Here is a 25788-nt window from a genome sequence, read left to right as displayed (position 1 = left end):
AAAGTCTGCGCGCCATTTTCAACCAGAAACCCGTCAAGGGCCGAGCTTCAGATCATGTCGTCTTCCGTGTCACCCGCCGTATCCCTGCTGCCGTTCAGCCTGTTCTATTTCAGTTATTTCGCCTTCCAGGGCCTGTTCAGTCCGTTCTGGGGGCTCTATCTGCAATCGCTGTCCTTCTCCGCCTGGCAGATCTCGGTGCTGATGGCCTTGTCCACGCTGGCGCGCATCGTGGCGCCCGGCTTCTGGGGCTGGCTGGCGGACCGCCGCGGCCGCCGGCGCGCCATCATCCTGACGACGTCGCTGCTGTCGGCGGCGGCCTTCCTGCTGGTGGGTCTGGACCGCGCTTTCTGGTGGGTGTTCGTCAGCCTGGCGGTGTCCCACTTCTTCTGGGCGGCGGCGCTGCCGCTGGTGGAGGCCAGCACCGCCCATCTGACGCGCGCGCAGCCGGGGCGTTACAGCCGGGTGCGGGTCTGGGGCTCGATAGGCTTCGTCTGTCTGGCGATGAGCGGCGGCCTGCTGCTGGACGGCATCGGCATTGGCAATCTGCCCTGGGCGCTGTGCGCGCTGCTGGCCCTGGTGGCCGCGGCGGCCTGGCGGGTGCCGGAGGTGGCCGCCGAGCGCAAGAGCGGACCGTCGGCGCCGATAGCGGCCACGCTGCGGCGGCCGGAGGTGATGGCCTTGTTCGGCTGCTGCTTCCTGATGGCCTTCGCCCACGGCCCTTACTACACTTTTTTCTCCATCGGCCTGAAGCAGGCGGGTTATGAGCAAGGCGCGATCGGCATGCTGTGGGGGCTGGGCGTGGTCAGCGAGGTGGCGGTATTCCTGTTGATGCCCAAGATCATGGCGCGCGCGCGTTTGGAAACGCTGATGCTGGCGTCGCTATTGGCGGCGGCGCTGCGTTTCGCCTTGATCGCCGCCGCGGCCGAGCTGGCCTGGGTGGCGATAGGCGCGCAGCTATTGCACGCGCTGACTTTCGGCCTGCACCACGCCGCCTCGGTGGGCTTGATCCACCGCATGTTCGACCCACATCACCACGGCCGCGCCCAGGGTCTGTACATCATCGCCTCGTTTGGGGTTGGCGGCAGCGCCGGCGGCCTGATCGGCGGGCTGGTGTGGCCGCACGGCGGCATGGCGACGACGTTCGCGATGTCGACGGCCGCCGCCGCGCTGGGGGTGTTGCTGTGCCGGCGCTGGCTGCGGCCGGCGGCGCCTGCTCAGGCGGGCTGATCTTTGAACAGGGCCGGCGGCACGAAGTAACAGCTGTCGCCGTCGATGCCGGGCAGTTCGATACGGCCCTGATAAAGCAGGCCGATTTTCTCCAGCACGCGGATGGACGCCAGGTTGTGCGGCGCGGTGATGCCCACCACCACCGCGTGGCCCAGTTGCTCGCGGCCGTGCTCTATGGCGGCCAGCGCGGCTTCGCTGGCGTAGCCGCAGCCCCAGTATTGCTCCAGGAAGGCGTAGCCGATGTCCGGGTAGTCCAGGCCGTCGCGCTTGACCAGGCCGCAGATGCCGACCGGGGCGCCGTCGTCCAGCCGTTCCACCAGCAAGAGGCCGTGGCCGTGCTTGCGATAGCTGGTTTGCGGGCCTTCCTCGATATAGCGCAGCGCGCCGAGCAGATCATGGGCGTCCTTGTCGCCGATATTGGCGATGAAGGCCGGCTCGTTCAGCAGCTTGAGCATGAAGGGGGCGTCGCTGGCTTGCAGCGGACGCAGTTGCAGTCTGGCGGTGGCGATGTGATGCATGGCTGGTTCGGATTTCGTGGGATGAGGTCGTAAAAAAAGCCGACGGCGCAAGCGCTATCGGCTTTGATGCTAACAGGCCTGCAGCTCAGCACTCAACAATATTCACCGGCACTTCGATGACGTTGATGGCCAGGCCGCCGCGCGCGGTTTCCTTGTACTTGGTGCTCATGTCCATGCCGGTGTCGCGCATGGTCTTGATCACCCGGTCCAGCGACACGAAGTGCTGGCCGTCGCCGCGCAGCGCCATGCGCGCCGCGTTGATGGCCTTGACCGAGGCCATGGCGTTGCGTTCGATGCAGGGCACTTGCACCAGGCCGCCCACCGGATCGCAGGTCAGGCCCAGATTGTGCTCCATGCCGATCTCGGCGGCGTTTTCCACCTGTTCCGGGGTGCCGCCCAGCACTTCGGCCAAGGCGCCCGCGGCCATCGAGCAGGCCGAGCCCACTTCGCCCTGGCAGCCCACTTCGGCGCCGGAGATGGAGGCGTTGAGCTTGAACAGCACGCCGATGGCGCCGGCGGTGAGCAGGAAGCGCACAATGCCGTCGTCGCTGGCGCCGGGCACGAAGCGGGCGTAATAGTGCATCACCGCCGGGATGATGCCGGCCGCGCCGTTGGTGGGCGCGGTGACCACGCGGCCGCCGCCGGCGTTTTCCTCGTTCACCGCCAGCGCGTACAGATTGACCCAGTCCATCACCGTCAGCGGGTCGCGCAGCGCCGCCTCGGGCGAGGCCAGCAGCTTGCGGTGCATGTCGGCGGCGCGGCGCTTCACCTTCATGCCGCCGGGCAGGATGCCTTCGCGCTCGCAGCCGCGCTTGACGCAGTCCTGCATCACTTGCCAGATCTTCAGCAGCTCGGCGCGCACTTGTTCCTCGCTGCGCCAGGCCAGCTCGTTCTCCAGCATGATCTGGCTGATGGATTTGCCGTGGCGCTGACACAAGGCCAGCAATTCCGCCGCGCTCTTGAACGGGTGCTTGAGCTTGGTGACGCCTGGCGGCACGAAGCCGGCGTCGATGGCGGCCTCGTCGACCACAAAGCCGCCGCCCACCGAGTAATAAGCGCGCTTGGACAGGCTGGCGCCGGCGGCGTCGAAGGCTTCAAAAATCATGCCGTTGGGGTGGTAGGGCAGGGTTTTCTTCTTGTGCAGAATCAGGTGTTCGCCTTCGACGAAGGGCACGGTCTGCTTGCCCAGCAGGGCGACGGACTTGTCGGCGCGGATGGCGGCCAGCATGCCGTCCACCGCGTCGGTGTCCACCAGGTCGGGCTGTTCGCCCTGCAGGCCCAGCAAGACCGCGACGTCGGTGCCGTGGCCCTTGCCGGTGGCGCCCAGCGAGCCGAACATTTCGGCGCGCACGCTGGCGGTCTGAGCCAGCAACTCGTCTTTTTCCAGCCGGGCGATGAATTGGCGCGCGGCGCGCATCGGTCCAACCGTGTGGGAGCTGGACGGGCCGATGCCTATCTTGAACAAATCAAAAACACTGATGGCCATAATGCTTCTCTTTAAGGGCTGTGTCCCGCTAAGCGGGTTGTTGTCCGGACGGCCTGGACCGTCCTTATTATTGTCGTTGTCATGGTTTCGCACGGCTTTGGCGCGAGGGCCGGCCTGCGCCTCGCCATCTTGCGGCAGCCGGGCAATCTAGACAAGCCGGCGACGGCTGTCAATTTAGAATTATAGAGTCAGGACTAAGTTGCGTCGGGGATTCGACGAGTTGAAACCGCTTCGCATTCGGACGGCATGAACCGGGCGGGCGGAAGGCCCTTGGGGCAAGACGGGGAGGGGAACAGGACGTGAAAAAGCCCGGGCGAGCCGGGCTTGGCGCTTAGAATCTGTTTACGATCTGCTGCGCGTCGTGAGACGTGACACGGTGAGTACCCTTTCGAAATGCTCATGTACCACGCGTACATTCCGCTTTCTCAGCCGCAACGCCTTGTCTCGCCCTAGCTCGCGAGATCGTAAACACGCTCTTAGACTGCGGCGGCGGTGAAGCGGCGGCGCAGATGCTGCGGTTTTTCCAGTTCGTCGACGATGGCCACGGCCAGGTCTTCCACGCTGATATCGGCCGGCTTGTCGCCGTTGAACAGCAGCTGATCGCCGCCCAGCCGGTATTTGCCGCTGCGCTCGCCCGGGTGGAGGAAGGCCGGCGGGGAGACGAAGGTCCAGTCCAGCGTGCTTTCCTCGCGCAGGCGGCGCAGCGCCTCGCGCACGCCCAGCGCGCCTTCCTTCCATTCCGCCGGGAATTCCGGGGTGTCCACCAATTGCACGCCGGGCGCCACTTCCAGGCTGCCGGCGCCGCCCACTTCCAGGAAGCGCTTGACGCCCGCCTGCTTGACGCCGGCGACGATGGCGTCGTGGCCCTTGACGGCCAGCGCCTGGATGTCGGCCTTGTCCCAGCCGGGATTGAAGGCGCTGACCACGGCGTCGTGGCCGGCCACGGCGGCGGCGATCTGGCCGGCCTGGTAGGCGTCGGCGGCCACGCCGCTCAGTTGCGGGTGTTGCGGCAGCTTGGACAGAGTGGTGACGATGGCGCTGACTTGATGTTTGCGGGCCAGCAGTTCTTGCAAGACGGCCGAGCCGACAAAGCCGCTGGCGCCGATCAGAGCGATTTTCATGGGGATTCCTTTTCGCGATAAACGTGATGAAGTTTGATGGCGTTCAGAATAGCAGCTTGATTATAGAGCGATAATCCGGCAAAAATAAGATTGATAGTTTAGATGGACTTAATAATGGATGCGTTGAGACGGATGGCGGTCTTCGCCATGGTGGTGGACAAGGGCTCGATGAACGGCGCGGCGCGCGAACTGGGCATGACGCCGTCGGCGGTCAGCCAGCACATCAGCAAGCTGGAGCAGCAGCATGGCGTCAGCCTGTTGCACCGGACTACCCGCAAGCTGACGCTGACCGAGGCCGGCAGTCTGTTCTATCAGGGCTGCGCCGATATGCTGGCCGCGGCGCAGCTGGCCGAACAGCGCTTGCTGGAGCTGCGCGACGCGCCGGTGGGCGAGCTGCGCATCGCCGCGCCCACCGGTTTTGCCGGCGCGCTGTTGAGCGAGGCGTTGACGCCGTTGCTGAGCGCGCACTCGGGCCTGAAGCTGCGTTTGTTCTTCCACGATGAAATGATAGATCTGGTGGACAACCGCATCGATCTGGCTTTGCGCGCCGGCGTGCTGAAGGACTCCAGCCTGGTGGCGCGCCACCTCGCGGATTGGCCCAATGTGCTGTGCGCGTCGCCGGCTTATCTCGCGCGTCAGCCGGCGATCACGCGGCCGGAGCAATTGTCCGCGCTGCAGTGGGTGGCTTTGTCTGACCGCAAGCTGGGTTGGCTGGCCTTCGAGCATGCGGACGGCAGCCGCTTCACCGCCGAGCCGGACGCGCGCCTGGTCAGCAACAATATCGTCGCCGCGCGCCAGTTCGTGCTGGCCGGCATGGGGGTGGCGGTGCAGCCGGAGCCGGAGATACGTCAGGAACTGGCCGACGGCCGCTTATTGCGAGTATTGCCGGAGTGGAGCTTGCCGCCGCTGGCGATTTACGCGGTGACGCCGCGCCGCGACATTCAGCCGGCCAAAGTGCGTTACGCGATCGAGGCCTTGCGCGCCAGCCTGAGCAAATGAAAAACGCCGCCGGCAGGGCCGGCGGCGTGATTGGAACGGCAGTCGTTCAGGATCAGAAGGCGATCTTGAAGCCTACGCCGAAGGCTTGCGGGTCGTTGCCGGCGGTCAACGAAGCGTTGCTGGCGCCCAGATTGCTATCGTATACCGGGTTGTTGGCGAAGTTGGCCTTGGCCTTGGCGTTGTTGCTGATCTTGGTGTAGTAAGCCAGCACTTGAGTGGTTTTGGACAGGTTGTAAGTGCCGCCCAGAGTCCATTGCTTGGCCTTGAAGTCGTCGCCGTTAACGCCGGCGGAAGTGTTCTTCAGCGTGCCCAGTTGGCCGTAGGACAGCTTGACCGAAGCCGCGCCGAAGTCCTGACCCAGAGCGATCAGCCAGTCGTCTTGCTTAACTTGGCCGCCGCCTACCTGGTCGTAGGTGCCCCACTCGTAGTTGCCGCCGACGAAGGTGCCGGTGTCGAACTTATAGCTGGCGGCCAGGCCGTAGAAGGTGACGTTCTTGCCGGAGTTCAGCGACAGTACCGCCGGGCTGGAGTTGTTGTACGAGTTGCTGTTGGCGATAACGGCCGTATCGTACTGGCGATCCCAGGCGGCGGCCAGGTTCAGGCCTTGCCAGGTGTAGCCCAGGCCCAGGGAGATGCGTTTGGAGTCGTTGCCGGATACGCGGCTCTCGTCCACGCCCCAGGACGCGCCCAGCTTGAAGCCGGCCCAGCTCGGGGAGAAGTAGTGAACCGAGTTGGCCATACGCGCTTCGCCGCGGCTGTTGACCGAGCTGCTGCCGAAGTTGTCGGCGGTGGTGTTGACCATCAGGTCGGTGCCCAGCGCGCTGTTGCTGCTGCCGGTGAACATCTTGTAGGCGGAGTCGTGTTGGCCCAGCAGCACGCGGCCGAAATCGCCGTTGTCGAGGCCGATGAAGGTGTTGCGGGTGGCGAAGGTCGCGCTCTGACCTTTGTCGTTGGTGCCGCCTTGTTCGAAGTTGCGCAGGCTGTTTTCCACCTGCCAGATCGCCTTGGTGCCGCCGCCGATGTCTTCAAAGCCCTTGAAGCCGATGCGGGAGTTGTGGTCGACGATGCGGGTGCGGCTGCTGTATTCGCTGCCGCCGGAACCGGTGGCTTTGCTCGATTCGATGCCGCCGCTGAGGAAACCGTAGATGGTTACGTCAGCGTGGGCGACAACGGGCAAGGCGAACATTGCGGCAAGCAGGGCTGCCAGATTTTTCTTTTGCATCTTGAATGCTCCAAGTCAGTTTTTGCTTTACTAAAGTCAGGTGCCGAAGCTGGCGGACCTGCAATATCTATAGTAGATAAGTGCGGTATCGCCACAACACATGTCTTAGTTTAGCCACAAAATATGACGTGGGTGTTGCAATGTTGTTGCATCAAGACAATTCGGACAGGGGTAGTGTTGCAATTACGCCAAGAATTGATTGGGGTAGACCTCGTCCAGCAGGGTGCGGCAATCGACGATGCGCAGATCGTTGTCCTTGGCGAAGTCCATCAGAAAGCAAAACACCTGCGGGCTGATTTTCTCCAGTTTCTTGTCCACCGCCACGCAGCGCACGCCGTCCAGCATCATCGGGCGGACATGGGCGTGGTAGTGCAGTTTCTGATCGTCGAAGGAGGCTAGGATGCCGGCCAGGCGTTCGGCCCAGTCGCTGGGGCGGAAGGTGCGCCCCTCGGAAGTGATGCCCTGGATGACTATTTCGTATGGATTGCAGATCATGGCGGTGGACCGGAGTATTTGCTTTTGGTTTAGCCTGTTTTTTATCGTCTGCTAAGCGATTTGCGCTTGGCGTTTTATGTTCAGGCGTTTTGTTTGTTGCTGAATATTTAGTATTTTACCCGAAAATCAGATGCGCTTGAATGGCGGCAGCGAGGCGAGCAGCCGCTTGCCGTAGCTTTGTTTTTGCAAGCGGTTGTCCAGAATGGTGACGCGGCCGTAGTCGCGTTCGGTGCGGATCAGCCGGCCCACGGCCTGCACCAGCTTGATCGAAGCTTCCGGCACCGTGATCTCGATGAAGGGATTGCCGCCGCGTTTTTCTATCCAGCGCGACAGGGTTTTGCCTACCGGATCGTCCGGCATCGCGAACGGCAGTTTGGCAATAATCACGTGCACGCAGCTTTCACCGGGCAGGTCCAGGCCTTCGGAGAAGGAATCCAGGCCGAAGATCACGCTGGGTTCGCTCTGTTTCAGCCGCTGATGGTGTTGCTCGATCAGCAGGCTCTTGGGAATTTCGCCCTGAATCAGCAGCCGCTCGCGCAGCGCGGCCGGCAGGCCGGCGGCGACCTCCTGCATTTGTTTGCGGGAGGAGAACAGCACCAGGGTGCCGACCGGTTCTTTCACATCGATCAGCTTGGGCAGCCATTCCACGATTTCGCGGGTATGGCCGCCGGCGTCCTTGGGGCTGGCCAGCATCGGCGGCAGATACAGCTCGCCCTGCTCGTCGAAATTGAAAGGGGAATCCAGCGCCACGCAGCTGACTTCCGGCATCCATTTCAGGCCGGTCTGCGACAGCAGCAGGTCGAATTCGCCCAGCGAGCGCAGCGTGGCCGAGGTCAGGATGGCGCCGGCGGCGCGGCGCCACAGCGTGGCGGCCAGGCTGGCGGCGGCGCTGACTGGCGAGGCGGAGAACAGGTAATCGCCCTTGCCCTCGGCGCGGCGGGTGATCCATTTGGCGATGGGCGGGCTGGCGGGCTCGGTTTCTTTTTCAAACAACTCCCACACCGCCAGCAGTTGCTCGGCGCGCGCGGTCAGAAAGCCCAGGTCGGAGGCGGTCTTGTCGACTTGCGCCGCTTCGCCGCCCTTGTCCTTGCGCGCCTCGCCCAGCGCGTCGGTTAGCAGGCTCAGCTGTTTGAACAGCGAGCGCGCCGATGTGGCCATATTGGCGGTGGGGCCCTGGAAGCGTTCCGGCAGCACGCCGTCCTCTATCAGCCAGGTGGGCTCCAGATTGTCGCTGGAGGCGGCCAGCGCGTCTTCGCCCTCCAGCAGCCACAGCCACTCGGTCAGCGTTTCGGAACAGGCGCTGGCGGCTTCTATCGCCTGGCTGACGATGTCCACCTTGTCGGTCAGCGCCTCCACGCGGATGGCGGCGGCGGCCACTTTGTCCAGCCAGGACATGGCCTGAGCCAGCGAATGTTCGGCGGAAAACTGGTTAACCGCCTTTTTGGCCAGGTGGTGCGCCTCGTCGATACAGTAGTAACTTTCTTCCGGCGCCGGCAGGATGACGCCGCCGCCCATGGACACGTCGGCCAGCATCAGGTCGTGGTTGGCCACCACCACGTCCACGTTTTCCAGCACGTCGCGCGCCAGATAGAACGGGCATTCCGGCCGGTTGGGACAGGCGGCTTTCAAACAGCCGTGGCGGTCGTTGGTGACGCGCGACCACAGGCCGTCCTCTATCACGCTTTCCCAGGCGTCGCGGTCGCCGTTCCAGCGGCGGTAATAGAAGGCGTCGGCCAGCTGGCGCAGGGTTTCGATTTCGCCGGCTTCCGGCTTGCGGTCCCATAGCGCCAGCGTCGGGTCCAGGTCCAGCAGCTGGCCTTGGGCGTTCTCGGCGGTCAGCGCGTAAATGCGCTGCGGACACAGATAGCGGCCGCGGCCCTTGGCCAGGGCGAAGGTCAGCGGCAGGCCGCTGTTTTCGACAACGAAGGGCAGGTCGCGGTTGACCAGCTGCTCTTGCAGGGCGACGGTGGCGCTGGTGACCACCAGTTTCTTGGCGCGGGATTTGGCCATCACGCCGCCGGCCAGCAGATAGGCCAGGCTTTTGCCGACCCCGGTGGGGCCTTCGATCACGGCGATGCTTTCGCCGGCGCGCTCCGGCCAGTCGTCGCCTTCCTTGTCCTTGCTGCGCGACAGCGCGTTGGCGATCTCCGCCAGCATGCGGCGTTGCGCGGCGCGCGGGCGGAAGCCCGGCAAGTTGTCGGCTATGGTCCGGTAATGGTCGCGAATCGCGTCTTTTTCAGCAGGGGTCAGCATGGCGGCGATTGTACCGCAAGGGGGCGGCCTTGTCTGGCCGCGCCAAGCCGGGCGTCGAATATGGGGAAATCCTGATGTGCGACTGCAAAATGACGGCGACGCGCGGATGTGGATAGGATAGGCAAATATAAAAACAAGCGAAATTGCGCGAGCGACTTAGGCAGACAAATCCATCAATAACAGCGCAAAGCAATATCAACAGGAGAAACCCGATCATGACACCCGTTAGCCGAGTGCTGGTGGTCAGCGACGACGCCAAATGGCAGGCCGATGTGCTGGCCGGCCTGGGCGCCGCCGCTGTGCGGCTGGAAAACCCCTACGGCCTGACTTTCGTCGGCGTCGCGCGCAGTCAGGACGCGCTGGATCAGATCGCCCGAGACGGCGACGTCCAGGTGGTGCTGGTGGACAAGCAGTTGCAGGAGAAGGGCGTCAGTCAGGCGGCGGCGCAGCTGGCCAACCGCATCAGCGCCTTCCGTCCGGAAATTTCGCTGTATGTCTTATTGTTCGACGACGACGAGCGCGCGCTGGTGGAAGACCTGGCCAGCCACGCGGTGGACGGCTATTTCTACCGCGACGAGCTGGATTTCCACGGCTGGTTCCGCATTCTGTCGGCGGAGCTGGCGGAAAAGTCGGCAACGCCGTTCTACGACAAGCTCAAGCAATACGTGCGCATGGCCAAGGATTCCTGGCACACGCCGGGCCATTCCGGCGGCGACTCCTTGAAAGGCAGCCCCTGGGTCGGCGATTTCCATGATTTCGTCGGCGAGAGCATGCTGCGCGCCGACCTGTCGGTGTCGGTGCCGATGCTGGATTCGCTGCTGCACCCCACCGGGGTGATAGAGGAGGCGCAGATGCTGGCGGCCAAGGCCTTCGGCGCCAAGCGCACCTACTTCGCCACCAACGGCACCTCCACCTCCAACAAGGTGATCTTCCAGACCTTGCTGGCGCCCGGCGACAAGCTGCTGCTGGACCGCAATTGTCACAAATCGGTGCATCACGGCGTGATTCTGTCCGGCGCGCTGCCGGTGTATCTGGATTCCTCGATCAACAAGCAGTTCGGCATTTTCGGACCGGTGCCCAAGGAAACCATCTTCGCCGCGATCGACGCCAACCCCGACGCGCGGGTGCTGATCCTGACCTCCTGCACCTACGACGGGCTGCGTTACGATCTGAAGCCCATCATCGAAGCCGCGCACGAGCAGGGCATCAAGGTCATCGTCGACGAGGCCTGGTACGGCTTCGCCCGTTTCCACCCGGCGTTCCGGCCGACGGCGCTGGAGTCCGGCGCCGACTATGTGACCCAGAGCACGCACAAGGTGCTGTCGGCGTTCTCCCAGGCCAGCATGATCCACGTCAACGACCCCGGCTTCGACGCGCATCTGTTCCGCGAGAACTTCAATATGCACGCGTCGACCAGCCCGCAGTACAACCTGATCGCCAGCCTGGACGTGGCGCGCAAACAGGCGGTGATGGAGGGCTACCGGCTGCTGGACCGCACGCTGAAACTGGCGCAGGAGTTGCGCGACAAGATCAACTCCACCGGCGCTTTCCGGGTGCTGGAACTGTCGGACCTATTGCCGGAGGAGGTGAGGGAGGACGGCATCCAGCTGGACCCGACCAAGCTGACCGTGGACATCACCCAGTCCGGCTTCACCGCGGACGAATTGCAGCAGGCGCTGTTCGAGCGCTACAACATCCAGGTGGAGAAATCCACGTTCAGCACCATCACCCTGCTGCTGACCCTGGGTACCACCCGCAGCAAGGTGTCGCGGCTGTATGACGCCATGCTGCGTTTGGCCAAGGAAAAGCGTCCGCCGCGACCGCTGGGAAGGATGCCGGAGATTCCGCGTTTCTCCCGTCTGGCCAGCTTGCCGCGCGACGCTTTTTACGAGGCCGGCGAGCGCTTGCCGCTGCTGGACGACGACGGCCGCCCCAACGCAGCCCTGGTCGGACGGGTCTGCTGCGACCAGATCGTGCCGTATCCGCCCGGCATTCCGGTGCTGGTGCCCGGCCAGGTGATAGACGACACCATTCTCGCGTATTTGGCGCGGCTGCAAAAAACCCAGAAATCCATAGAAATGCACGGCTTGGCCGAGGATGGCGGCGAGTTTTTGCTGCGAGTGCTCAAAGAAGGGGAGCTGGCGCAACTGCCTGGACGCGCCTTGTTCAAATGAATGCTTGTCAGACAGGCTGATTTCCGATAAATATAAGTCTTGTCGCAATTATGTAAATCATGCGCTTTGCGTAGGCATGCTTGCGACGCCTGTGAATGACTTGAGACCAGCGTGTAGTAATGTGCCATCGCGCATGAAGGACACTGAAACGGTGTCGAACGCGCGGTGGCTTTTTTTTTGAAATGGAGCACCATGACGTCCCCTAGGCATTACTTGCAATTCAGCGACCTGACCCACGAGGAATACCGCCATCTCTTCGAGCGCAGCAAGGTCCTGAAACGACGACGTAGCGACGGCCAGCTGTACCAGCCGCTCGTCGGCAAGGTGATGTCCATGGTGTTCGAGAAGAACTCCACCCGCACCCGCGTTTCTTTCGAAGCGGGCATGGCGCAACTGGGCGGCCACGCGATGTTCCTGGACTCGCAAAGCTCGCAGATGGGCCGCGGCGAGCCCATTGAGGACACCGCCCGCGTGCTGTCCCGGATGAGCGACATCATCATGATCCGCACCTATGAGCAGGCGCTGGTGCAGCGGCTGGCCGCGCATTCCAAGGTGCCGGTGATCAACGGCCTGACCAACGAATACCACCCGTGCCAGATTCTGGCGGACATCTTCACCTATATCGAGCAGCGCGGCTCGATCAAGGGCAAGACCGTGGCCTGGATAGGCGACGGCAACAATGTCTGCCGCACCTGGCTGCAGGCGGCTCGCATCCTGGGCTTCAAGCTCAAGGTGGCGACGCCGGTGGGCTTCGAGCTCAAGGCCTTGGACGGCCAGCATTACGGCCCCGAGCACTTCGAACCCAGCCACAGCGCCAGCCATGCGGCGACCGGCGCGGACCTGGTGACCACCGATGTGTTCACCAGCATGGGTTTCGAGGCGGAGAAGGAAGCGCGGCTGGAAGCCTTCCGCGACTACCAAGTGACGCCGGAGCTGATGAAGCTGGCCAAGCCGGACGCCTTGTTCATGCACTGTTTGCCGGCGCACCGGGGCGAGGAAGTGGCCGCCGCGGTGATAGACGGGCCGCAGAGCGTGGTCTGGGACGAGGCGGAAAACCGCATGCACGTGCAGAAGGCGCTGATCGAGTTCCTGCTGCTGGGCCAGCGCTACGACTGAACTGACGACGCGGGCGAGCCCGCCGTTTACGCGATTCGGCAAGGCCGCGCCAGGCGCGGGCCGGATCCGGAAATCAATGGATTTGAAAGAATACAAAATGTCTGACATCAAGAAAGTGGTACTGGCTTATTCCGGCGGTCTGGATACTTCGGTAATTCTCAAGTGGCTGCAGGATACCTATCAATGCGAGGTGGTGACCTTCACCGCCGACATCGGCCAGGGCGAAGAAGTGGAACCGGCGCGCAAGAAGGCGGTGTCGCTGGGCATCAAGCCGGAAAACATCTTCATTGACGATCTGCGCGAGGAGTTCGTCCGCGATTTCGTGTTCCCGATGTTCCGCGCCAACGCCGTTTACGAAGGCGAGTACCTGCTGGGCACCTCGATCGCGCGGCCGTTGATCGCCAAGCGCCAGATCGAGATCGCCAATCAGGTGGGCGCCGACGCGGTGTCTCACGGCGCCACCGGCAAGGGCAACGATCAGGTGCGCTTCGAACTGGGCTATTACGCGCTGAAGCCGGACGTCAAGGTGATCGCGCCGTGGCGCGAATGGGATCTGCTGTCGCGGGAAAAACTGCTGAACTACGCGGAAACCCACGGCATCGACATCAGCAAGAAGAAGAACGGCGGCAGCCCGTATTCGATGGACGCCAACCTGCTGCACATCTCCTATGAAGGCACGGTGCTGGAAGACCCGGCGGCGGAGCCGGAAGAAGATATGTGGTTGTGGACGGTGAGCCCGGAGAACGCGCCGGACCAGGCCGAATACCTCGAGCTGAGCTATGAGAAGGGCGACATCACCGCGATCAACGGCGTGGCGATGAGCCCGGCCCAGGTGCTGACCGAGCTGAACCGCCTGGGCGGCAAGCACGGCATCGGTCGGCTGGACATCGTGGAAAACCGCTATGTGGGCATGAAGTCCCGCGGCTGCTACGAAACCCCGGGCGGCTCCATCATGTTGAAGGCGCACCGCGCGATCGAATCCATCACCCTGGATCGCGAAGTGGCCCACCTGAAGGACGAACTGATGCCCAAGTACGCCAAGCTGGTCTACACCGGCTACTGGTGGAGTCCGGAGCGCCTGATGCTGCAAGGCATGATCGACGCCTCCCAGGCCACGGTCAACGGTTGGGTGCGGCTGAAACTGTACAAGGGCAATGTGATCGTGGTGGGCCGCGAATCCAAGACCGACTCGCTGTTCGACCCCGCCATCGCCACCTTCGACGAAGACGGCGGCGCCTACAATCACGCCGACGCGGCCGGTTTCATCCGCCTGAACGCGTTGCGGATGCGGATTGCCGGCAACGCCAAACAGAAACGCGGCTAAAGCGCCGCGTTGGACCCCCAAAGCCCCCGCAGGGGGCTTTTTTTAATGACGCAAAATATGGAAACCAATCATCGATCCAATGCCTGGATCCCCTGGGCCTTCGTGCTGCTGTGGAGCACCGGCTTCATCGGCGCCAAGCTGGGCCTGCCTTTCATCGGCCCGTTCACCTTTTTGGCGATACGGATGGGTCTGACCCTGCTGTGCTTCGGCGCGCTGATCGCCTGCTTCCGGCCCGCTTGGCCCGGGCTGGCGGCGGCCAAGCACCAATGGGCTTGCGGCGCGATGCTGCACGGCCTTTATCTGGGTGCCAGCTTCGCCGGCATCAAGCTGGCGGTGCCGGCCGGCATCACCGCGCTGATCGTCGGCCTGCAGCCGATACTGACTGCGATACTGAGCTGGCTGATGGGCGAGCAGCGGCTGAGCCGCATGCAATGGCTGGGCCTGGCGATAGGTTTTGGCGGCGCGCTGCTGGTGGTGCTGGGCGGCAAGGGCTTGCAGTTAGGCGCCAATCCCGGCCTGTGGCTGACCGCGCTGGCCTTGTGCGCGATTACCGCCGGCACCTTGTACCAGAAACGCTTCGGCCAGGGCGTGCATCCGCTGACCGGCGCCTTCCATCAATACCTGGCGGCCTTCCTGATTACCAGCGCGCTGGCCCTGGGGCTGGAGCGCGGCGAGGCCATCCACTGGAACGCGCAACTGGCGCTGGCCCTGGGCTGGAGCGTGCTGGCGCTGTCGGTGCTCGCCATCCTGCTGCTGATGCGCATGCTGAAAGACGGCGATGTCAGCAAGGTGGCCAGCTATTTCTACCTGACGCCGGGCCTGGCCGCGGTGCAGGCCTGGTGGCTGTTCGACGAGCAATTGAGTCTGCTGGCGGTGGGCGGCATGTTGTTGGCCGCGCTGGGCGTCGCCCTGGTGTTGCAGAGGTTGCGCTGGCGCCGATAGGCGCGCGCGGGCATTGAGCCGGAGAGCGATGGCGAGTATCTTATTACGGCCAGGCGGGGCGCATCGCTAAGACCCCGCCGGTCCGTGATCTGCTGTGGATGCAAAGGATAACAAGTGTCGGAAGAACAATTCACCAATATTTCCATGATCGTGTGCCTGGGCGGCCTGATCATTTTCATGGGCTTCATCATCTGGGACCTGGGCAAGAAGGCTCAGGCCGGCAAGATGGGCATGTTCATCCTGTTCCTGGTGCTGGGCTTCGGCGTGTCCGGCTTCCTGTTCAAGAACGTGCTGGTGGAGTTCCTGATCCAGAAATGAAGGCTCGCGAGACAGCGAACGGCCGGCAAGCGCGCTTGCCGGCTTTTTTATCGCCTACGGAAAGCGTGCGACGCCTCTAGTGACCGCGGTCCAGTATCAGCTTCAAGCCCAGCGCGATGAACACGCTGCCGGCGATGCGGTCCAGCCACTGGCTGGTGCGGCGGCTCTTGGACAGCCATTGGCCGATGGTGCCGGAGAAATAGCCGAGGCAGCCGAAGATCAGCGCGCCTTGCAGCGTGAAGACCAGGCCGAGCGCGGCGATCTGCAGCCCGGCCGGACCCTGAGCCGGGTTGACGAATTGCGGCAGGAAGGCGAGGAAGAACAGTACCACTTTGGGGTTGATCGCATTGGCGATCAGGCCTTTGCGGAAGGTGGCGGCCAGCGGCGCGGCGTCCCGCCCGGCGGCGCCGGCCTGGAAGCTGGCGCCGGGGCTGCGCAGCGCCTGCCAGCCCAGATAGATCAGATAGCCGCCGCCGGCGAACTTCAGCAGCGTGAAGGCCAGCGGGGAGGCGGCGATCAGCGCGCTGACGCCGAGCGCGGCCAGCACCGTGTGGTTCAGGCAGCCCAAGGCGCAGCCCAGGCCGAAGGCCATGCCCTGGCGGCGGCCGCGGGCGATGCCCTGGCTCAGCACCATCAGATTGTCCGGGCCGGGCGACAGCGTGATCAGCATCGCGGCGGCGGTGAAGGCGAGCAATTGTTCCGGGGTGACGAGCATGGGCTTCTCTGGCGGTGGTTCGTGTCCGGATGATTCCGCATTTGCCGCCGGGAGACAAGCGCTTTGTCCGGCCGCGCCGGTCTCCCTTTGGACTGCGCGTTCAGCCGGCCTCGTCCAGCGCGCTTTCGATTTCGCGGATATGCGCTTGATGGCCCTGGATGCGCTGGCCGGTGGGCGGTCCCTTGAATTGCTTGCGCACGCCCAGCGCGAACCAGAACAAGGCCAGCACCAGCAGCAGCGCGACGGTCAGGTACAGAACCTTCTCATTCGGCGGCTGGATGCCGACGAAGACCAGCACCGCGCCGCCCAGCGTGGCCAGCGCGGCGATGGGTTTGGACGCCCGGCCCAGATCGAACGGCCCCTTGTGGGTCCAGCTGCGGCCCTCGGCGAACAGGCCGGCGGCGGACGGCAGGATGTAGGAAATGTACAGGAATACCGCGGCGCCGGTGGACAGCACCAGGAAGGCGTCGCCGTACAAGGTGGCGGCGATGGCGAGCGCGGCGCTGACCCAGATCGCCGGGCCCGGAGTGCGGTGTTGCGGATGCACCTGGCGCAGCCAGCGCGAGGCCGGCAGGCCGCCGTCGCGGGCGAAGGCGTACATCATGCGCGAGGTGGAGGTCAGGCAGGCCAGGCCGCACAGATAGTTGACCAGAAAGATGCCTATGCCCAGCGCCGCCTTCAAGGCCGGCGGCAGCGCGCTCAGCAGCAGATCGAAAAAGCCCATGCCGGCCTTGACTCCAGCGCCCAGGTCCGGCAGCACCAGCACGAAGGCGCAGATCATCAGATAGCCGAACACGCCGGACCACAGCACCGAGCGCAAGATGCCCTTGGGCACATTGCGCGCCGCTTCGCGGGTCTCCTCCGATGTGTGGGCGGAGGCGTCGTAGCCGGTCAGGGTATAGACGGTGAGCAGCAGGCCGGCCAGGAACACCATCACCGTATTGTCCATCCGCGGCCAGGCGCCGCCGTCGGCGCCGCTGTAATTGTGGAAGGTCCACAGGCGGGAGAAGTCCAGCGGTCCAGGCGCGTAGATCAGCAGCGACACCACCAGGGCCAGGGTGACGACGAAGATCAGATAGCCGGACAGATCGGTCAGCCGGGTGGTGAGCTTGATGCCCAGATGGTTGAGCCAGGCCTGGCTCAGCGCCACCACGGCGAGGAACAAGGTCTGATGGCCCCAGCCCAGCTGTTCCGGATTCAGGCCCAGCAGCGGCGCGACCAGGGTTTTGAAGAAGGGGTCGTAAACGCCGAAATTGACCGCGGCGGTGACGAAGATCAGTCCCAGCAGATTGATCCAGGCGGTGGTCCAGCCCAGGCCCTTGCCGCCCAGAATGGACGCCCAGTGGTAAAGCCCGCCGGCGGTGGGGTAGGCGGAGGCGATCTGGGCCATGGCCGCGGCGACGATGGCGGCGAACAGCGCGCCCACCGGCCAGCCTATGCCGATGGCCGCGCCGCCACCGGCGCTGAGTCCGGCCGGGAAGGCGGTGATGCCGCCGGCCAGCACGCAGATGATGGAAAAGGAGATGGCGAAGTTGGAAAAGCCGCTCATGCGTCGGGACAACTCCTGAGCGTAACCCATGCTGTGCAACAGTTTCTCGTCCTCGCCGACGGGCGCGGACTCATGCCGAACTGGTTCCATGATGTTCCTCTCTCATTGTGCATGTCTGTGGTTTTCCGCCTAGGCGCGCGTACGCGCCGGCGCCCGAACGGCGGCGGAGGCCGGCCGGGCCCTGGCCCGGTGATCCGGGCTTCGTGTCTATTTCAGAAGCGAGGCGCGGCGGCGCTCAGCCGGGCGGCGGCGTTCCGCTCATGGTGACCAGCGCGTCGAACAGCCTTTGCTGGCCGCTGTCGCGCTCGGCGGAGAGCTCGGGGTGCCATTGCACCGCGATCAACTGGGGAAAGTCGGCGATTTCTATCGCCTCGATCACGCCGTCCGGCGCCCAGGCCACCGGCACCACGCCGTGGCCGGGGCGGTCTATCGCCTGGTGGTGCCAGGACTGGGTGAGGACTTCGGTGCCGATCAGGCCCGCCAGGCAGGAATCGGCGGCGACGCGCACCGGGTGCGGCGTCGGCACGCGCGGCGGCGCGCGATGGGGCACGGCCTCGCCCACCACGTCCGGCAGGTGCAGGTGCAGGCTGCCGCCCAGCACGGTGTTGAGGATTTGCAGGCCGCGGCAGATCGCCAGCGTCGGCAGCTTGCGCTGCAGCAGCGCGCGCGCCAGCGCGATTTCGGTGGCGTCGCGCTCCGGGCTGAGGTTGTAAATGGTCGGGTGGCCGTCGCGGTCGAAGCGGGCCGGATCGATGTCGCCGCCGCCGATCAGCACCACGCCGTCCAGCTTGTCCAGCCAGCCGTCCACCATCTCCGGGCCCAGCGCCGGCAATTGCACCGGCGCGCCGCCGGCGCGCACCACCGCCGCCACGTATTCCAGCGGCGTGTGGTAGCCGTGCTCGGGCGTGGCCGGGTAGGTGGTCAGGCCGATCAGCGGGCGCCTCATCACAGCCTGCCTTGCTGCGCGGCGAGGAAGATCGCGCGGTAGTCGTCGGCGGACAGGGGCAAGGGGTTGCCGCCGTCGCTGGGGTCGGCCTTGGCCATGCGGCCGATGTCGGCGGCGGCGTCCGCGCCGATGCCGATCTCCGCCAGGGTGTGCGGAATGCCCAGGCCGGCGCGCAATTGCAGCACCCAGGCCAGGAAACCGTCGAAGCCGGCGTCGGCCAGGCCCAGGTAGCGGGCGGCGGCGCTCAACCGTTCGGCTATCGCCGGCCGGTTGCGCACCAGCACATAGGGCAGCAGCACGGCGTTGGCCAGGCCGTGGTGAGTGTCGAACACCGCGCCGATGGGATGCGCCAGCGCGTGCACGCCGCCCAGGCCTTTCTGGAAGGCGGTGGCGCCCATGATGGAACAGGACAGCATTTGGGCGCGGGCTTCCAGATTGCCGCCGTCGGCGTGGGCCGCCGGCAGCCAGTCGTGCGCCAGCCGCATGCCTTCCAGCGCCACGCCCTGGGCGATGGGGTGATAGAACGGGGAGCAGAAGGCTTCCAGATTGTGCACCAGCGCGTCGACGCCGGTGGCGGCGGTCAGCGCCGGCGGCAGGCCGACGGTCAGTTCCGGGTCCGCCAGCACCAGCTTGGGCAGCATGGCCGGATGGAAGATGATGACCTTGCGATGCGCGGCTTCGTCGATGATCAGGGACGCTCGGCCCACCTCGGAGCCGGTGCCGGCGGTGGTGGGCACCGCCAGCGTGGGCGCGACGCCGGCGGGATCGACGCGCAGCCAGTTGTCGCCCACGTCCTCGAAGTCCCACAGCGGGCGTTTTTGTCCGGACATCAAAGCGATGGCCTTGCCAACGTCCAGCGCGCTGCCGCCGCCGACGGCGACCACCCCGTCGTGGCGGCCGTCGCGGAAGGCGTCGACGCGGGGGTCGACGTCGCGGCCCACCGGATTGGGGCGCATATCGCTGAACAAGGCCGTCTCCAGGCCTGCGTCGCTCAGCAAGCTCCGCAGCCGGGCCAGCATTGGCAGCCGGGCCAGGCCGGGGTCGGTGACCAGCAGCGGGCGGCGCATGCCCAGTTCGCGGCACAGCGCCGGCAGTTCGGCGGCGCGGCCGGCGCCGAAGCGGATGCTGGTCGGATAATTCCAGTTGCCTTGCAGTTGCATCGCCTTACCCCTTGAGATGGAAGGATTTGACCCGGGTCAGCTGCTGATAGCCCAACACGGACAAGGACACGCCGCGGCCAGTGTCCTTGACCCCGGTCCAGGCCAGCGCCGGGTCCAGGTAGTCGCAGCGGTTCATGAACACGGTGCCGGTCTCCAGTTGCTGGCCCAGGCGGACGGCGGCATCGCGGTCCGCAGTCCAGATCGAGGCAGTCAGGCCGTAGGCGCTGTCGTTCATTAGCCGCAGCGCCTCCTCGTCGGAGTCCACGGCCATGATGCCGATGACCGGGCCGAAGCTTTCCTCGCGCATCACGCTCATGGCGTGGTCCACGTCCACCAGCACCTGCGGCGCCAGATAGGCGCTGCCCGGCGCGTCGGCGGCGAAATGGCCGGCCGGAATCAGCGCGCGTGCGCCGGCGGCCAGCGCCGCCTGGATCTGGCCGCGCACGAAGTCTGCGGCGCCGGCGCGCACCATGGGCCCCAGATTGGTGTCCGGGTCCAGCGGATGGCCGAAGCGATAGGTCCGGGTCAGCTCGACGAAGCCGTCAACGAAGTCGCGGTAGCGCTGGCGCTGCACATAGATGCGCTCGATGCCGCAGCAGGACTGGCCGGAATTGAAGAAAGCGCCGTCCACCAGGTTTTCTATCGCCGCCGGCAGGTCGGCGTCGGCGCGCACATAGGCCGGGTCCTTGCCGCCCAGTTCCAGGCCGACGCCGATGAAGCGCTCGGCGGCCGCCCTTTGCACCGCGCGGCCGCCGCTCACCGAGCCGGTGAAGGCGACGAAGTCGATCTCCGGCGCGGCCGTCAGTTTCAAGGTGGCGGCATGGTCCAGCTCCAGGGTCTGGAACACGCCGATGGGCAGGCCGGCGGCGGCGCAGGCCTGGCGGAACAGATCGGCGATCAGCGGGGTTTGCGAGGAATGCTTGAGCAGCACGCAGTTGCCGGCGGCCAGCGCCGGCGCGATAGTGTTGATGGCGGTGAGGAAGGGGTAGTTCCACGGCGCCAGCACCAGCACCGTGCCCAGCGGTTCGCGGCGCAGCCAGCGCTCGAAGCCGGGCTTGGGCGCGGGGTGGAGGTCGGCCAGGGCCTCCTCGGCGATGTCCAGCATATGGCGCGCGCGCTCGGCCAGGCCGCCGATCTCGCCGGGGGACTGACGAATGGGCCGGCCTATCTGGCGGGTGACGGCGTCGGCGCAGTCGCTCTTGTGGGCGATCAGCCAGTCCACCGCCCGGCCGATCAAGGCCTTGCGTTCGGCCAGCGGCGTGGCGCGCCAGCCGGCCTGGGCGGCGCGGGCGGCGTCCAGCGCGGCCTGGGTCTGGACCGGGCTGGTGTAGCTGCGCTGCAGCAGGGTGGAACCGTCCAGCGGGGTGATGACGGAGTAGTTTTCGCTCATTTAGATGATCTCGAAGTAGCGTTTCAATTCCCAGTCGGTGACATGGCGCTGGAACTCGCGTTCCTCCCATTCGCGGGTGGCGGCGAAGTGATCGACGAAGTCGTCGCCGAACCAGTCGCGGGCGGCGGCGGAGCCGCGCAGCGCCTGAGCGGCCTCCCACAAGGTGCGGTGAAGTTTCAAATGGGGCGGGGCGTCCAGCAGATAGCCGTTGGCGCTGACCGGTTCTTCCGGCTCGATCCGGTGTTCAATGCCGTAGAGGCCGGCGGCCAAGCCGCTGGCCAGCGCCAGATAGGGGTTGCTGTCGGCGCCGGGCAGGCGGTATTCGACGCGTTGCGATTTGGCGCTGCCGGGAATCGCGCGGATGGCCACGGTGCGGTTGTCCACGCCCCATAGCGAGCTGGTGGGCGCCCAATAGCCGGGCACCAGCCGGCGGAAGCTGTTGACCGTGGGTGCGGCCAGGCTCATGAATTCCGGCATCAGCCGCTGGATGCCGCCGATGAAGTGGCGCATCGCGTCGCTGATCGCGTGTTCGCGGCCCGGCTGGTGGAAGGCGCTGTCGCCACCGTCGCGGCGGCGCAGCGAGATATGGATGTGGCCGCCCTGGCCGGATTGCTCCTGGTGCCACTTGGCCATATAGCAGAGCATGCGGCCCTGTTTCTCCGCCAGCACCTTGGAGAAGGTCTTGAAACAGACGGCGTTGTCGGCGGCGCGCAAGGCGTTGTCCACGCACAGCGCGGCTTCCAGCGCGCCGGGTCCGGTTTCCTCGTGCAGGCCTTCGATCGGCATCTGCATCCGTTCGCACAGGTCCAGCAGCGCGCGGTAGAAGTCGGTGTTCACCGAGCTGCGCAGAATGGAGTAGCCGAAGGCGCCGCTGCCCAGCGGCTTGGGGTGTTGGTACAGCCGCTGCTGCAGCGCGTCGTTGTCTTCGTCCACCGCCAGAAACTCGTATTCGAAGCCAGCCAGCACGTCGAAGCCCATGTCGCGCGCGCGCTCCAGCACCCGGCGCAGCAGGCCGCGCGGACAGAGGCTTTCCAGCCGGCCCACCACCTCGCCCTGGACGAAGATCATATCGCCTTCCAGCGGCAGGTCGCGGCAGGATTCGGGAATCAGCCGCACCTCGGCGTCGCCGTAGCCGCGGCCCCAACCGGTGAGCAGGGTGTTGTCGTACAACTTGTCGCCCACGTCCCAGCCGAACACCACGTCGCAGAAGCCGAAGCCGCCTTCCAGGGCGCACAGGAATTTGTCGCGCGACATGTATTTGCCGCACATCACCCCGTCCATGTCCACCAGGCCCACCTTGATCTGACTCAGGCGGCGTTCTTCGATCAAAACCTTCAAATCCGCGATTGTCTTTACGTCGCGTGCTTCCATCGCTGTCTCTCCCTGATTGCCGCGGTCTAACTTCCCCGATACCGGCCGAGCGTTCATCGTCTGGCTTGCAACTGTCTGTTTTGGCGGTGATTTATCGCTGCCTTGTGGGCTGCTTTTTTGTCGCCGCCATGTTGTTTGGGTAGTATTATTCGTTAAAAAAAAATGAATCAAGCCAAATTTGTAATAAATATTAGAATCTGGGCGGCAGTGTGGGCGCAATGACACAATGCCGTTTTTACACTGGCGCTGTTATGCTGCGCGGCACGAGGGCAGTCGTGCATCGCCAAAGGGGCAACAGAATGAGCCAAAGCCGCTCGATCGCGGAGCAAGTCCGCGCACTGTTCGAAGCGCTGACCCCCACCGAACGCAAGGTGGGGCGGGCGCTGCTGGCCAACTATCCGGTGGCCGGCCTGGAAACCATCGCGCAATGGGCGCAGCGCGCCGACGTCAGCGGCCCGACGGTGCTGCGCCTGATCGGCAAGCTGGGTTTCGACAATTACGCCGCCTTCCAGTCCGCGCTGCGCGCAGAACTGGAATTGCGTTTGCAATCGCCGCTGATGCGCCATGATCCGGGACAGTTGCAGGGCGATCATGATTTTCTGGCCAGCCACGCCGAGCGCATCGCCGAGCTGATGCGCCAGACCGCGGCCCAGGTGCCGCGCGCCGAGTTCGACGGCGCGGTGGACCTGCTGGGCGAGCGCAAGCACCGGATCTGGCTGCTGGGCGGGCGGTTGACCGATCCGCTGGCGGCCTATCTTTGCCACCATCTGAAAGTGGTGCGGCCGGACGTGGTGCATTTGCGCGGGGTGCCGGCAAGCTGGGCGGATTCGCTGGTGGACATGGGCCGGCCGGACGTGCTGGTGATCTTCGACATCCGCCGCTACTGGGACGACGCGCTGCGCATCGCGGAAATGGCGGCGCAGCGCAAGGCCAGCGTGCTGCTGTTCACGGATCAGTGGCTGTCGCCGGTGGCGCGCGTGGCGCGCTACACCTTGGCGGCGCACACCGCCGGACCGGCCGGCTGGGACAGCAACACGCCGCTGATGATGCTGGTGGACGCGGTGATCGCCGCCTTGAACGCGCGGCATTGGGACCGCATCAGCGGCCGGCTCAAGGAGGTGGAGGCGATGCGGGCGCGTTTGGGCGAAGGCGGCGAGGGCAACGAACGGGCGGCCGAGTGACAAGGGCGGAGCCAGCCTCTAAAATGTCGGCATCAAGCATTATTAGGAATATTTCATGCCGTCTTTCGATATCGTGTCCGAAGTGAACAAGGTGGAAGTGCGCAACGCCGTGGAGCAAGCCAATAAAGAGGTGTCCACCCGTTACGACTTCAAGGGCAGCGACGCCCGCATCGAAACCGGAGACAAGGAACTGACCTTGTACGCCGACGCCGAGTTTCAACTGGACCAGGTCAACGACATTCTGGTGAACAAGCTGTCCAAGCGCGGGGTGGACGTGCGCTGCATGGAGTACGGCAAGCTGGAAAAAGTCAGCGGCAACAAGGTGAAGAAAGTGCTGACGGTGAAAGAAGGGCTGGAGTCCGACCTGGCCAAGAAAATCGTCAAGCTGATCAAGGACGCCAAGCTCAAGGTGCAGGCCAGCATCCAGGGCGAAGCGGTGCGCGTGTCCGGCGCCAAGCGCGACGTGCTGCAGGAATGCATCGCGCTGATGCGCAAGGAAATCGCCGACGACAAGGAAAACGGCTTCCCGCTGCAGTTCAACAACTTCCGCGATTGAACGCCGCCGCGCGACATGAACACGCGTGAAATGAAAAAAGGAGCCGACAGGCTCCTTTTTTCATTGCCGTTCCGCTTTAACAGGCGGCGGCGCGGCGCAGCTGCAGCCGCTCCCATACCAGCCGCGCCTGTTCCTCCTCGGCGGCGCCGGTGGGCGGCAGCGGCAGCCGGCATTGGCCCACCGGCAGACCCTGCACCCGCAGCATGGCTTTCACCGACATCGAAAACACCGAAGCGTCGGTGTTGGAGAAGGCGAAGGATTCCTGCAAGCCGGCGTTGATGCGCCGCGCCTGCGCCGTGTCGCCCTGTTCGAAGGCGGCGATCATGCGGGCGAACTCCGGCCCGGTCCAGTGCGTGGAGGTGCCGACCACGCCTACCGCGCCCACCGCCAGCAAGGGCAGGGTCAGCGCGTCGTCGCCGGAGTAGAGCGAGAAGTGCTCGCCGGCGGCGGCCAGCAGCGCGGCCGCCGCGGCCGGGTCGCCGGTGGCGTCCTTGAAGGCGACGATATTGTCCACCTCGCGGAACAGCCGCAGCAGCACGTCGGCGGCGATGCGGCGGCCGGTGCGGCCCGGCACGTCGTAGACCATCAGCGGCAGCCGGGTGGCCGCGGCCACCGCGCGGAAATGGGCTTCGATGCCGGCTTGCGGCGGGCGGTTGTAATAGGGGCCGACCACGAAGACGCCGGCGGCGCCCAGGCCGGCGGCCTCGCGCGTCAGCGCGATCGCGTGTTCGGTGTGGCTGCTGCCGGTGCCGGCCAGCACCGGGATGGTCACCGCCTCGCTGACCGCGCGCACCAGATCGCGGCGTTCCTCGTCGCTCAGCGTCGGCGCCTCGCCGGTGGTGGCCGCCACCACCAGGCCGTCGCTGCCGTTGGCCGCCAGATGTCTGGCCAGTTGCCGCGCCGCGTCCAGATTCAGCCGGCCGGCTTCGTCGAAGGGCGTGACCATGGCGGTCAGCACCTTGCCCCAATGTTCTGTCATTTTGCTTCCTTTGTTCTTCTTGGCCGCCTTGGCGGCGGCTGCGGCCGATTCTACTCCTTATTGCGACGCCTTTCCCGCGGTTTCAGCCCAGGCAGGCCTTGAGCGCCGCCTCCAGTTCCGGGCGCAGGGCCGCGAGATCCGCGGTCGGCCCTTGGGTCAGCAAGGTCTGCGAAATGCTTCCGTAGCAAAGACAGTGAGCCATGCGCGCGGCGGCGTCCAGCCGCGGCGGCGGCTCGGCGGCGGCGGCCAATGCGGCGCGCCAGATGTCCACGTATTGCTGGTAGTGGCGGCGGTAGGCGTCCATCGGGGAGACCCGGCGCTCCAGCAGGAACAGCGCGTTCCAGGCCGGCGCCTGGCGTTGGATCGTGTCCAGTTGCAAGGCCAGCAGCGCGGCGGCGATATCGCGACGATCCGCGCCGCGGCGGGCGGCGGCGCATTGGCGCAGCGCGCCGGCCAGCGCGTGCACATGCTGATGGATGCACAGTGCGGCCAGGCCGTCCATATTGCGCACGTACTGATAAAAGGTGCCGACTGCCACGCCGGCGACGGCGGCCACCTCGCGCACCGTGGTTTTGGCGTAGCCGCGCGTGAGCAAAACCTGAACAAAGGCCTGTTGCAGCGCGATCAGGCTGGCGCGCGAACGCGACTGGCGCGGACGCCGGCGCGTGGCCGGCGCGGCCTGTTCGGCTTGCTGCGCCGCGGTGGGGGAAACCCGAACATGTCGCATCGCCGCTTTCCTTATACTT

22 protein-coding genes and 1 pseudogene are annotated in these 25788 nt (G+C 65.2%); 9 read left to right on the top strand and 14 right to left on the bottom strand.

All coding sequences use genetic code 11. The features are described from left to right. Positions 1–54 precede the first annotated feature (54 nt). A complete protein-coding gene (locus ACODRW_RS14285; RefSeq protein WP_488906019.1) occupies positions 55–1227 on the top strand; it encodes an MFS transporter in 1173 nt (390 codons plus the stop codon). Here the strand turns inward: ACODRW_RS14285 and ACODRW_RS14280 are convergent. The 3 genes from ACODRW_RS14280 to ACODRW_RS14270 all read right to left on the bottom strand — a co-directional run bounded on the left by ACODRW_RS14280 (position 1215) and on the right by ACODRW_RS14270 (position 4352). Continuing rightward, positions 1215–1745: a GNAT family N-acetyltransferase gene (locus tag ACODRW_RS14280; RefSeq protein WP_488906018.1), complete on the bottom strand. Its 531-nt coding sequence runs from the start codon at positions 1743–1745 to the stop codon at positions 1215–1217. The genes ACODRW_RS14285 and ACODRW_RS14280 overlap by 13 nt on opposite strands. Before the next feature lie 85 nt (positions 1746–1830). Further along, positions 1831–3231 (bottom strand): L-serine ammonia-lyase, encoded by a 1401-nt coding sequence (locus ACODRW_RS14275; protein WP_488906017.1) that lies wholly within the window; start codon positions 3229–3231, stop codon positions 1831–1833. A gap of 476 nt (positions 3232–3707) precedes the next feature. Next, on the bottom strand, positions 3708–4352 hold the full coding sequence (locus tag ACODRW_RS14270) for an NAD(P)-dependent oxidoreductase (protein WP_486637032.1): 645 nt from the start codon (positions 4350–4352) through the stop codon (positions 3708–3710). A 114-nt stretch (positions 4353–4466) separates the two neighbouring features. On the opposite strand from ACODRW_RS14270, the gene ACODRW_RS14265 reads away from it, so the two are divergent. Next, positions 4467–5351 carry a LysR family transcriptional regulator gene (locus tag ACODRW_RS14265; RefSeq protein ID WP_048412147.1) on the top strand — a complete coding sequence of 295 codons (885 nt, stop codon included), beginning with the start codon at positions 4467–4469 and terminating at the stop codon, positions 5349–5351. A gap of 52 nt (positions 5352–5403) precedes the next feature. Here ACODRW_RS14265 and ACODRW_RS14260 read toward each other — a convergent pair whose 3' ends face one another. The 3 genes and pseudogenes from ACODRW_RS14260 to dinG form a co-directional block, all read right to left on the bottom strand. Further along, on the bottom strand, positions 5404–6573 hold the full coding sequence (locus ACODRW_RS14260; protein ID WP_107799426.1) for a porin: 1170 nt from the start codon (positions 6571–6573) through the stop codon (positions 5404–5406). A 210-nt stretch (positions 6574–6783) separates the two neighbouring features. Further along, a pseudogene (locus ACODRW_RS14255) lies at positions 6784–7068 on the bottom strand (DUF3579 domain-containing protein); the annotation flags it as partial. Positions 7069–7194: 126 nt separating this feature from the next. Then, on the bottom strand, positions 7195–9321 hold the full coding sequence (dinG, locus tag ACODRW_RS14250; RefSeq protein WP_253314920.1) for an ATP-dependent DNA helicase DinG: 2127 nt from the start codon (positions 9319–9321) through the stop codon (positions 7195–7197). A gap of 215 nt (positions 9322–9536) precedes the next feature. Between dinG and ACODRW_RS14245 the strand changes: the two genes are divergently transcribed. From ACODRW_RS14245 to ACODRW_RS14225, 5 genes are all read left to right on the top strand, one after another. Then, complete coding sequence (locus ACODRW_RS14245) at positions 9537–11495, top strand: aminotransferase class I/II-fold pyridoxal phosphate-dependent enzyme (protein WP_107799424.1); 1959 nt, start codon at positions 9537–9539, stop codon at positions 11493–11495. Positions 11496–11687: 192 nt separating this feature from the next. Beyond that, complete coding sequence (gene argF / locus ACODRW_RS14240; protein ID WP_107799423.1) at positions 11688–12611, top strand: ornithine carbamoyltransferase; 924 nt, start codon at positions 11688–11690, stop codon at positions 12609–12611. Positions 12612–12708: 97 nt separating this feature from the next. Then, positions 12709–13935: an argininosuccinate synthase gene (locus tag ACODRW_RS14235; RefSeq protein ID WP_474456347.1), complete on the top strand. Its 1227-nt coding sequence runs from the start codon at positions 12709–12711 to the stop codon at positions 13933–13935. A gap of 57 nt (positions 13936–13992) precedes the next feature. Further along, positions 13993–14877, top strand: coding sequence for a DMT family transporter (locus tag ACODRW_RS14230; RefSeq protein WP_488906016.1), 885 nt, complete (start codon positions 13993–13995; stop codon positions 14875–14877). Between the two features lie 114 nt (positions 14878–14991). Continuing rightward, positions 14992–15195 (top strand): DUF2788 domain-containing protein, encoded by a 204-nt coding sequence (locus ACODRW_RS14225; protein ID WP_019099892.1) that lies wholly within the window; start codon positions 14992–14994, stop codon positions 15193–15195. Between the two features lie 76 nt (positions 15196–15271). Here ACODRW_RS14225 and ACODRW_RS14220 read toward each other — a convergent pair whose 3' ends face one another. From ACODRW_RS14220 to ACODRW_RS14195, 6 genes are all read right to left on the bottom strand, one after another. After that, positions 15272–15910 (bottom strand): LysE family translocator, encoded by a 639-nt coding sequence (locus ACODRW_RS14220; RefSeq protein ID WP_488906015.1) that lies wholly within the window; start codon positions 15908–15910, stop codon positions 15272–15274. Positions 15911–16010: 100 nt separating this feature from the next. After that, the gene (locus ACODRW_RS14215; protein WP_199225871.1) at positions 16011–17549 is read right to left on the bottom strand and encodes an amino acid permease; all 1539 of its coding nucleotides are present in this window, start codon (positions 17547–17549) and stop codon (positions 16011–16013) included. 145 nt (positions 17550–17694) lie between these two features. Further along, positions 17695–18405 carry a gamma-glutamyl-gamma-aminobutyrate hydrolase family protein gene (locus ACODRW_RS14210; protein WP_107799420.1) on the bottom strand — a complete coding sequence of 237 codons (711 nt, stop codon included), beginning with the start codon at positions 18403–18405 and terminating at the stop codon, positions 17695–17697. Continuing rightward, positions 18405–19565, bottom strand: coding sequence for an iron-containing alcohol dehydrogenase (locus ACODRW_RS14205; protein WP_488906014.1), 1161 nt, complete (start codon positions 19563–19565; stop codon positions 18405–18407). The genes ACODRW_RS14210 and ACODRW_RS14205 overlap by 1 nt, the downstream gene beginning before the upstream one ends. A 4-nt stretch (positions 19566–19569) precedes the next feature. Continuing rightward, a complete protein-coding gene (locus tag ACODRW_RS14200) occupies positions 19570–20955 on the bottom strand; it encodes an aldehyde dehydrogenase family protein (protein WP_488906013.1) in 1386 nt (461 codons plus the stop codon). Then, on the bottom strand, positions 20956–22326 hold the full coding sequence (locus tag ACODRW_RS14195) for a glutamine synthetase family protein (RefSeq protein ID WP_488906012.1): 1371 nt from the start codon (positions 22324–22326) through the stop codon (positions 20956–20958). Positions 22327–22625: 299 nt separating this feature from the next. Between ACODRW_RS14195 and ACODRW_RS14190 the strand changes: the two genes are divergently transcribed. Together ACODRW_RS14190 and ACODRW_RS14185 are read left to right on the top strand one after the other, a co-directional pair. After that, a complete protein-coding gene (locus ACODRW_RS14190; protein WP_235088962.1) occupies positions 22626–23507 on the top strand; it encodes a MurR/RpiR family transcriptional regulator in 882 nt (293 codons plus the stop codon). A 55-nt stretch (positions 23508–23562) separates the two neighbouring features. After that, positions 23563–24063, top strand: coding sequence for a YajQ family cyclic di-GMP-binding protein (locus ACODRW_RS14185; RefSeq protein WP_019099884.1), 501 nt, complete (start codon positions 23563–23565; stop codon positions 24061–24063). A 76-nt stretch (positions 24064–24139) separates the two neighbouring features. Here ACODRW_RS14185 and dapA read toward each other — a convergent pair whose 3' ends face one another. Both dapA and ACODRW_RS14175 read right to left on the bottom strand, forming a co-directional pair. After that, positions 24140–25042 carry a 4-hydroxy-tetrahydrodipicolinate synthase gene (dapA, locus tag ACODRW_RS14180; RefSeq protein WP_488906011.1) on the bottom strand — a complete coding sequence of 301 codons (903 nt, stop codon included), beginning with the start codon at positions 25040–25042 and terminating at the stop codon, positions 24140–24142. Positions 25043–25124: 82 nt separating this feature from the next. Beyond that, positions 25125–25769, bottom strand: coding sequence for a TetR family transcriptional regulator (locus ACODRW_RS14175; RefSeq protein WP_227107964.1), 645 nt, complete (start codon positions 25767–25769; stop codon positions 25125–25127). Positions 25770–25788 lie beyond the last annotated feature (19 nt).

Source organism: Chromobacterium sp. FG89 (assembly GCF_057808735.1).
This window is presented reverse-complemented; position numbering and strand designations above follow the sequence as displayed.

What these genes read in the sequence shown, in the direction of transcription:
- dapA (WP_488906011.1), bottom strand. Translation starts at nt 25,042, where the DNA reads ATGACAGAACATTGGGGCAAGGTGCTGACCGCCATGGTCACGCCCTTC.
- ACODRW_RS14245 (WP_107799424.1), top strand. Translation starts at nt 9,537, where the DNA reads ATGACACCCGTTAGCCGAGTGCTGGTGGTCAGCGACGACGCCAAATGG.
- ACODRW_RS14190 (WP_235088962.1), top strand. Translation starts at nt 22,626, where the DNA reads ATGAGCCAAAGCCGCTCGATCGCGGAGCAAGTCCGCGCACTGTTCGAA.
- ACODRW_RS14220 (WP_488906015.1), bottom strand. Translation starts at nt 15,910, where the DNA reads ATGCTCGTCACCCCGGAACAATTGCTCGCCTTCACCGCCGCCGCGATG.
- ACODRW_RS14280 (WP_488906018.1), bottom strand. Translation starts at nt 1,745, where the DNA reads ATGCATCACATCGCCACCGCCAGACTGCAACTGCGTCCGCTGCAAGCC.
- ACODRW_RS14230 (WP_488906016.1), top strand. Translation starts at nt 13,993, where the DNA reads ATGGAAACCAATCATCGATCCAATGCCTGGATCCCCTGGGCCTTCGTG.
- ACODRW_RS14260 (WP_107799426.1), bottom strand. Translation starts at nt 6,573, where the DNA reads ATGCAAAAGAAAAATCTGGCAGCCCTGCTTGCCGCAATGTTCGCCTTG.
- argF (WP_107799423.1), top strand. Translation starts at nt 11,688, where the DNA reads ATGACGTCCCCTAGGCATTACTTGCAATTCAGCGACCTGACCCACGAG.
- ACODRW_RS14270 (WP_486637032.1), bottom strand. Translation starts at nt 4,352, where the DNA reads ATGAAAATCGCTCTGATCGGCGCCAGCGGCTTTGTCGGCTCGGCCGTC.
- ACODRW_RS14275 (WP_488906017.1), bottom strand. Translation starts at nt 3,231, where the DNA reads ATGGCCATCAGTGTTTTTGATTTGTTCAAGATAGGCATCGGCCCGTCC.
- ACODRW_RS14215 (WP_199225871.1), bottom strand. Translation starts at nt 17,549, where the DNA reads ATGGAACCAGTTCGGCATGAGTCCGCGCCCGTCGGCGAGGACGAGAAA.
- ACODRW_RS14195 (WP_488906012.1), bottom strand. Translation starts at nt 22,326, where the DNA reads ATGGAAGCACGCGACGTAAAGACAATCGCGGATTTGAAGGTTTTGATC.
- ACODRW_RS14175 (WP_227107964.1), bottom strand. Translation starts at nt 25,769, where the DNA reads ATGCGACATGTTCGGGTTTCCCCCACCGCGGCGCAGCAAGCCGAACAG.
- ACODRW_RS14235 (WP_474456347.1), top strand. Translation starts at nt 12,709, where the DNA reads ATGTCTGACATCAAGAAAGTGGTACTGGCTTATTCCGGCGGTCTGGAT.
- ACODRW_RS14200 (WP_488906013.1), bottom strand. Translation starts at nt 20,955, where the DNA reads ATGAGCGAAAACTACTCCGTCATCACCCCGCTGGACGGTTCCACCCTG.
- ACODRW_RS14210 (WP_107799420.1), bottom strand. Translation starts at nt 18,405, where the DNA reads ATGAGGCGCCCGCTGATCGGCCTGACCACCTACCCGGCCACGCCCGAG.
- ACODRW_RS14205 (WP_488906014.1), bottom strand. Translation starts at nt 19,565, where the DNA reads ATGCAACTGCAAGGCAACTGGAATTATCCGACCAGCATCCGCTTCGGC.
- ACODRW_RS14285 (WP_488906019.1), top strand. Translation starts at nt 55, where the DNA reads ATGTCGTCTTCCGTGTCACCCGCCGTATCCCTGCTGCCGTTCAGCCTG.
- ACODRW_RS14185 (WP_019099884.1), top strand. Translation starts at nt 23,563, where the DNA reads ATGCCGTCTTTCGATATCGTGTCCGAAGTGAACAAGGTGGAAGTGCGC.
- ACODRW_RS14265 (WP_048412147.1), top strand. Translation starts at nt 4,467, where the DNA reads ATGGATGCGTTGAGACGGATGGCGGTCTTCGCCATGGTGGTGGACAAG.
- dinG (WP_253314920.1), bottom strand. Translation starts at nt 9,321, where the DNA reads ATGCTGACCCCTGCTGAAAAAGACGCGATTCGCGACCATTACCGGACC.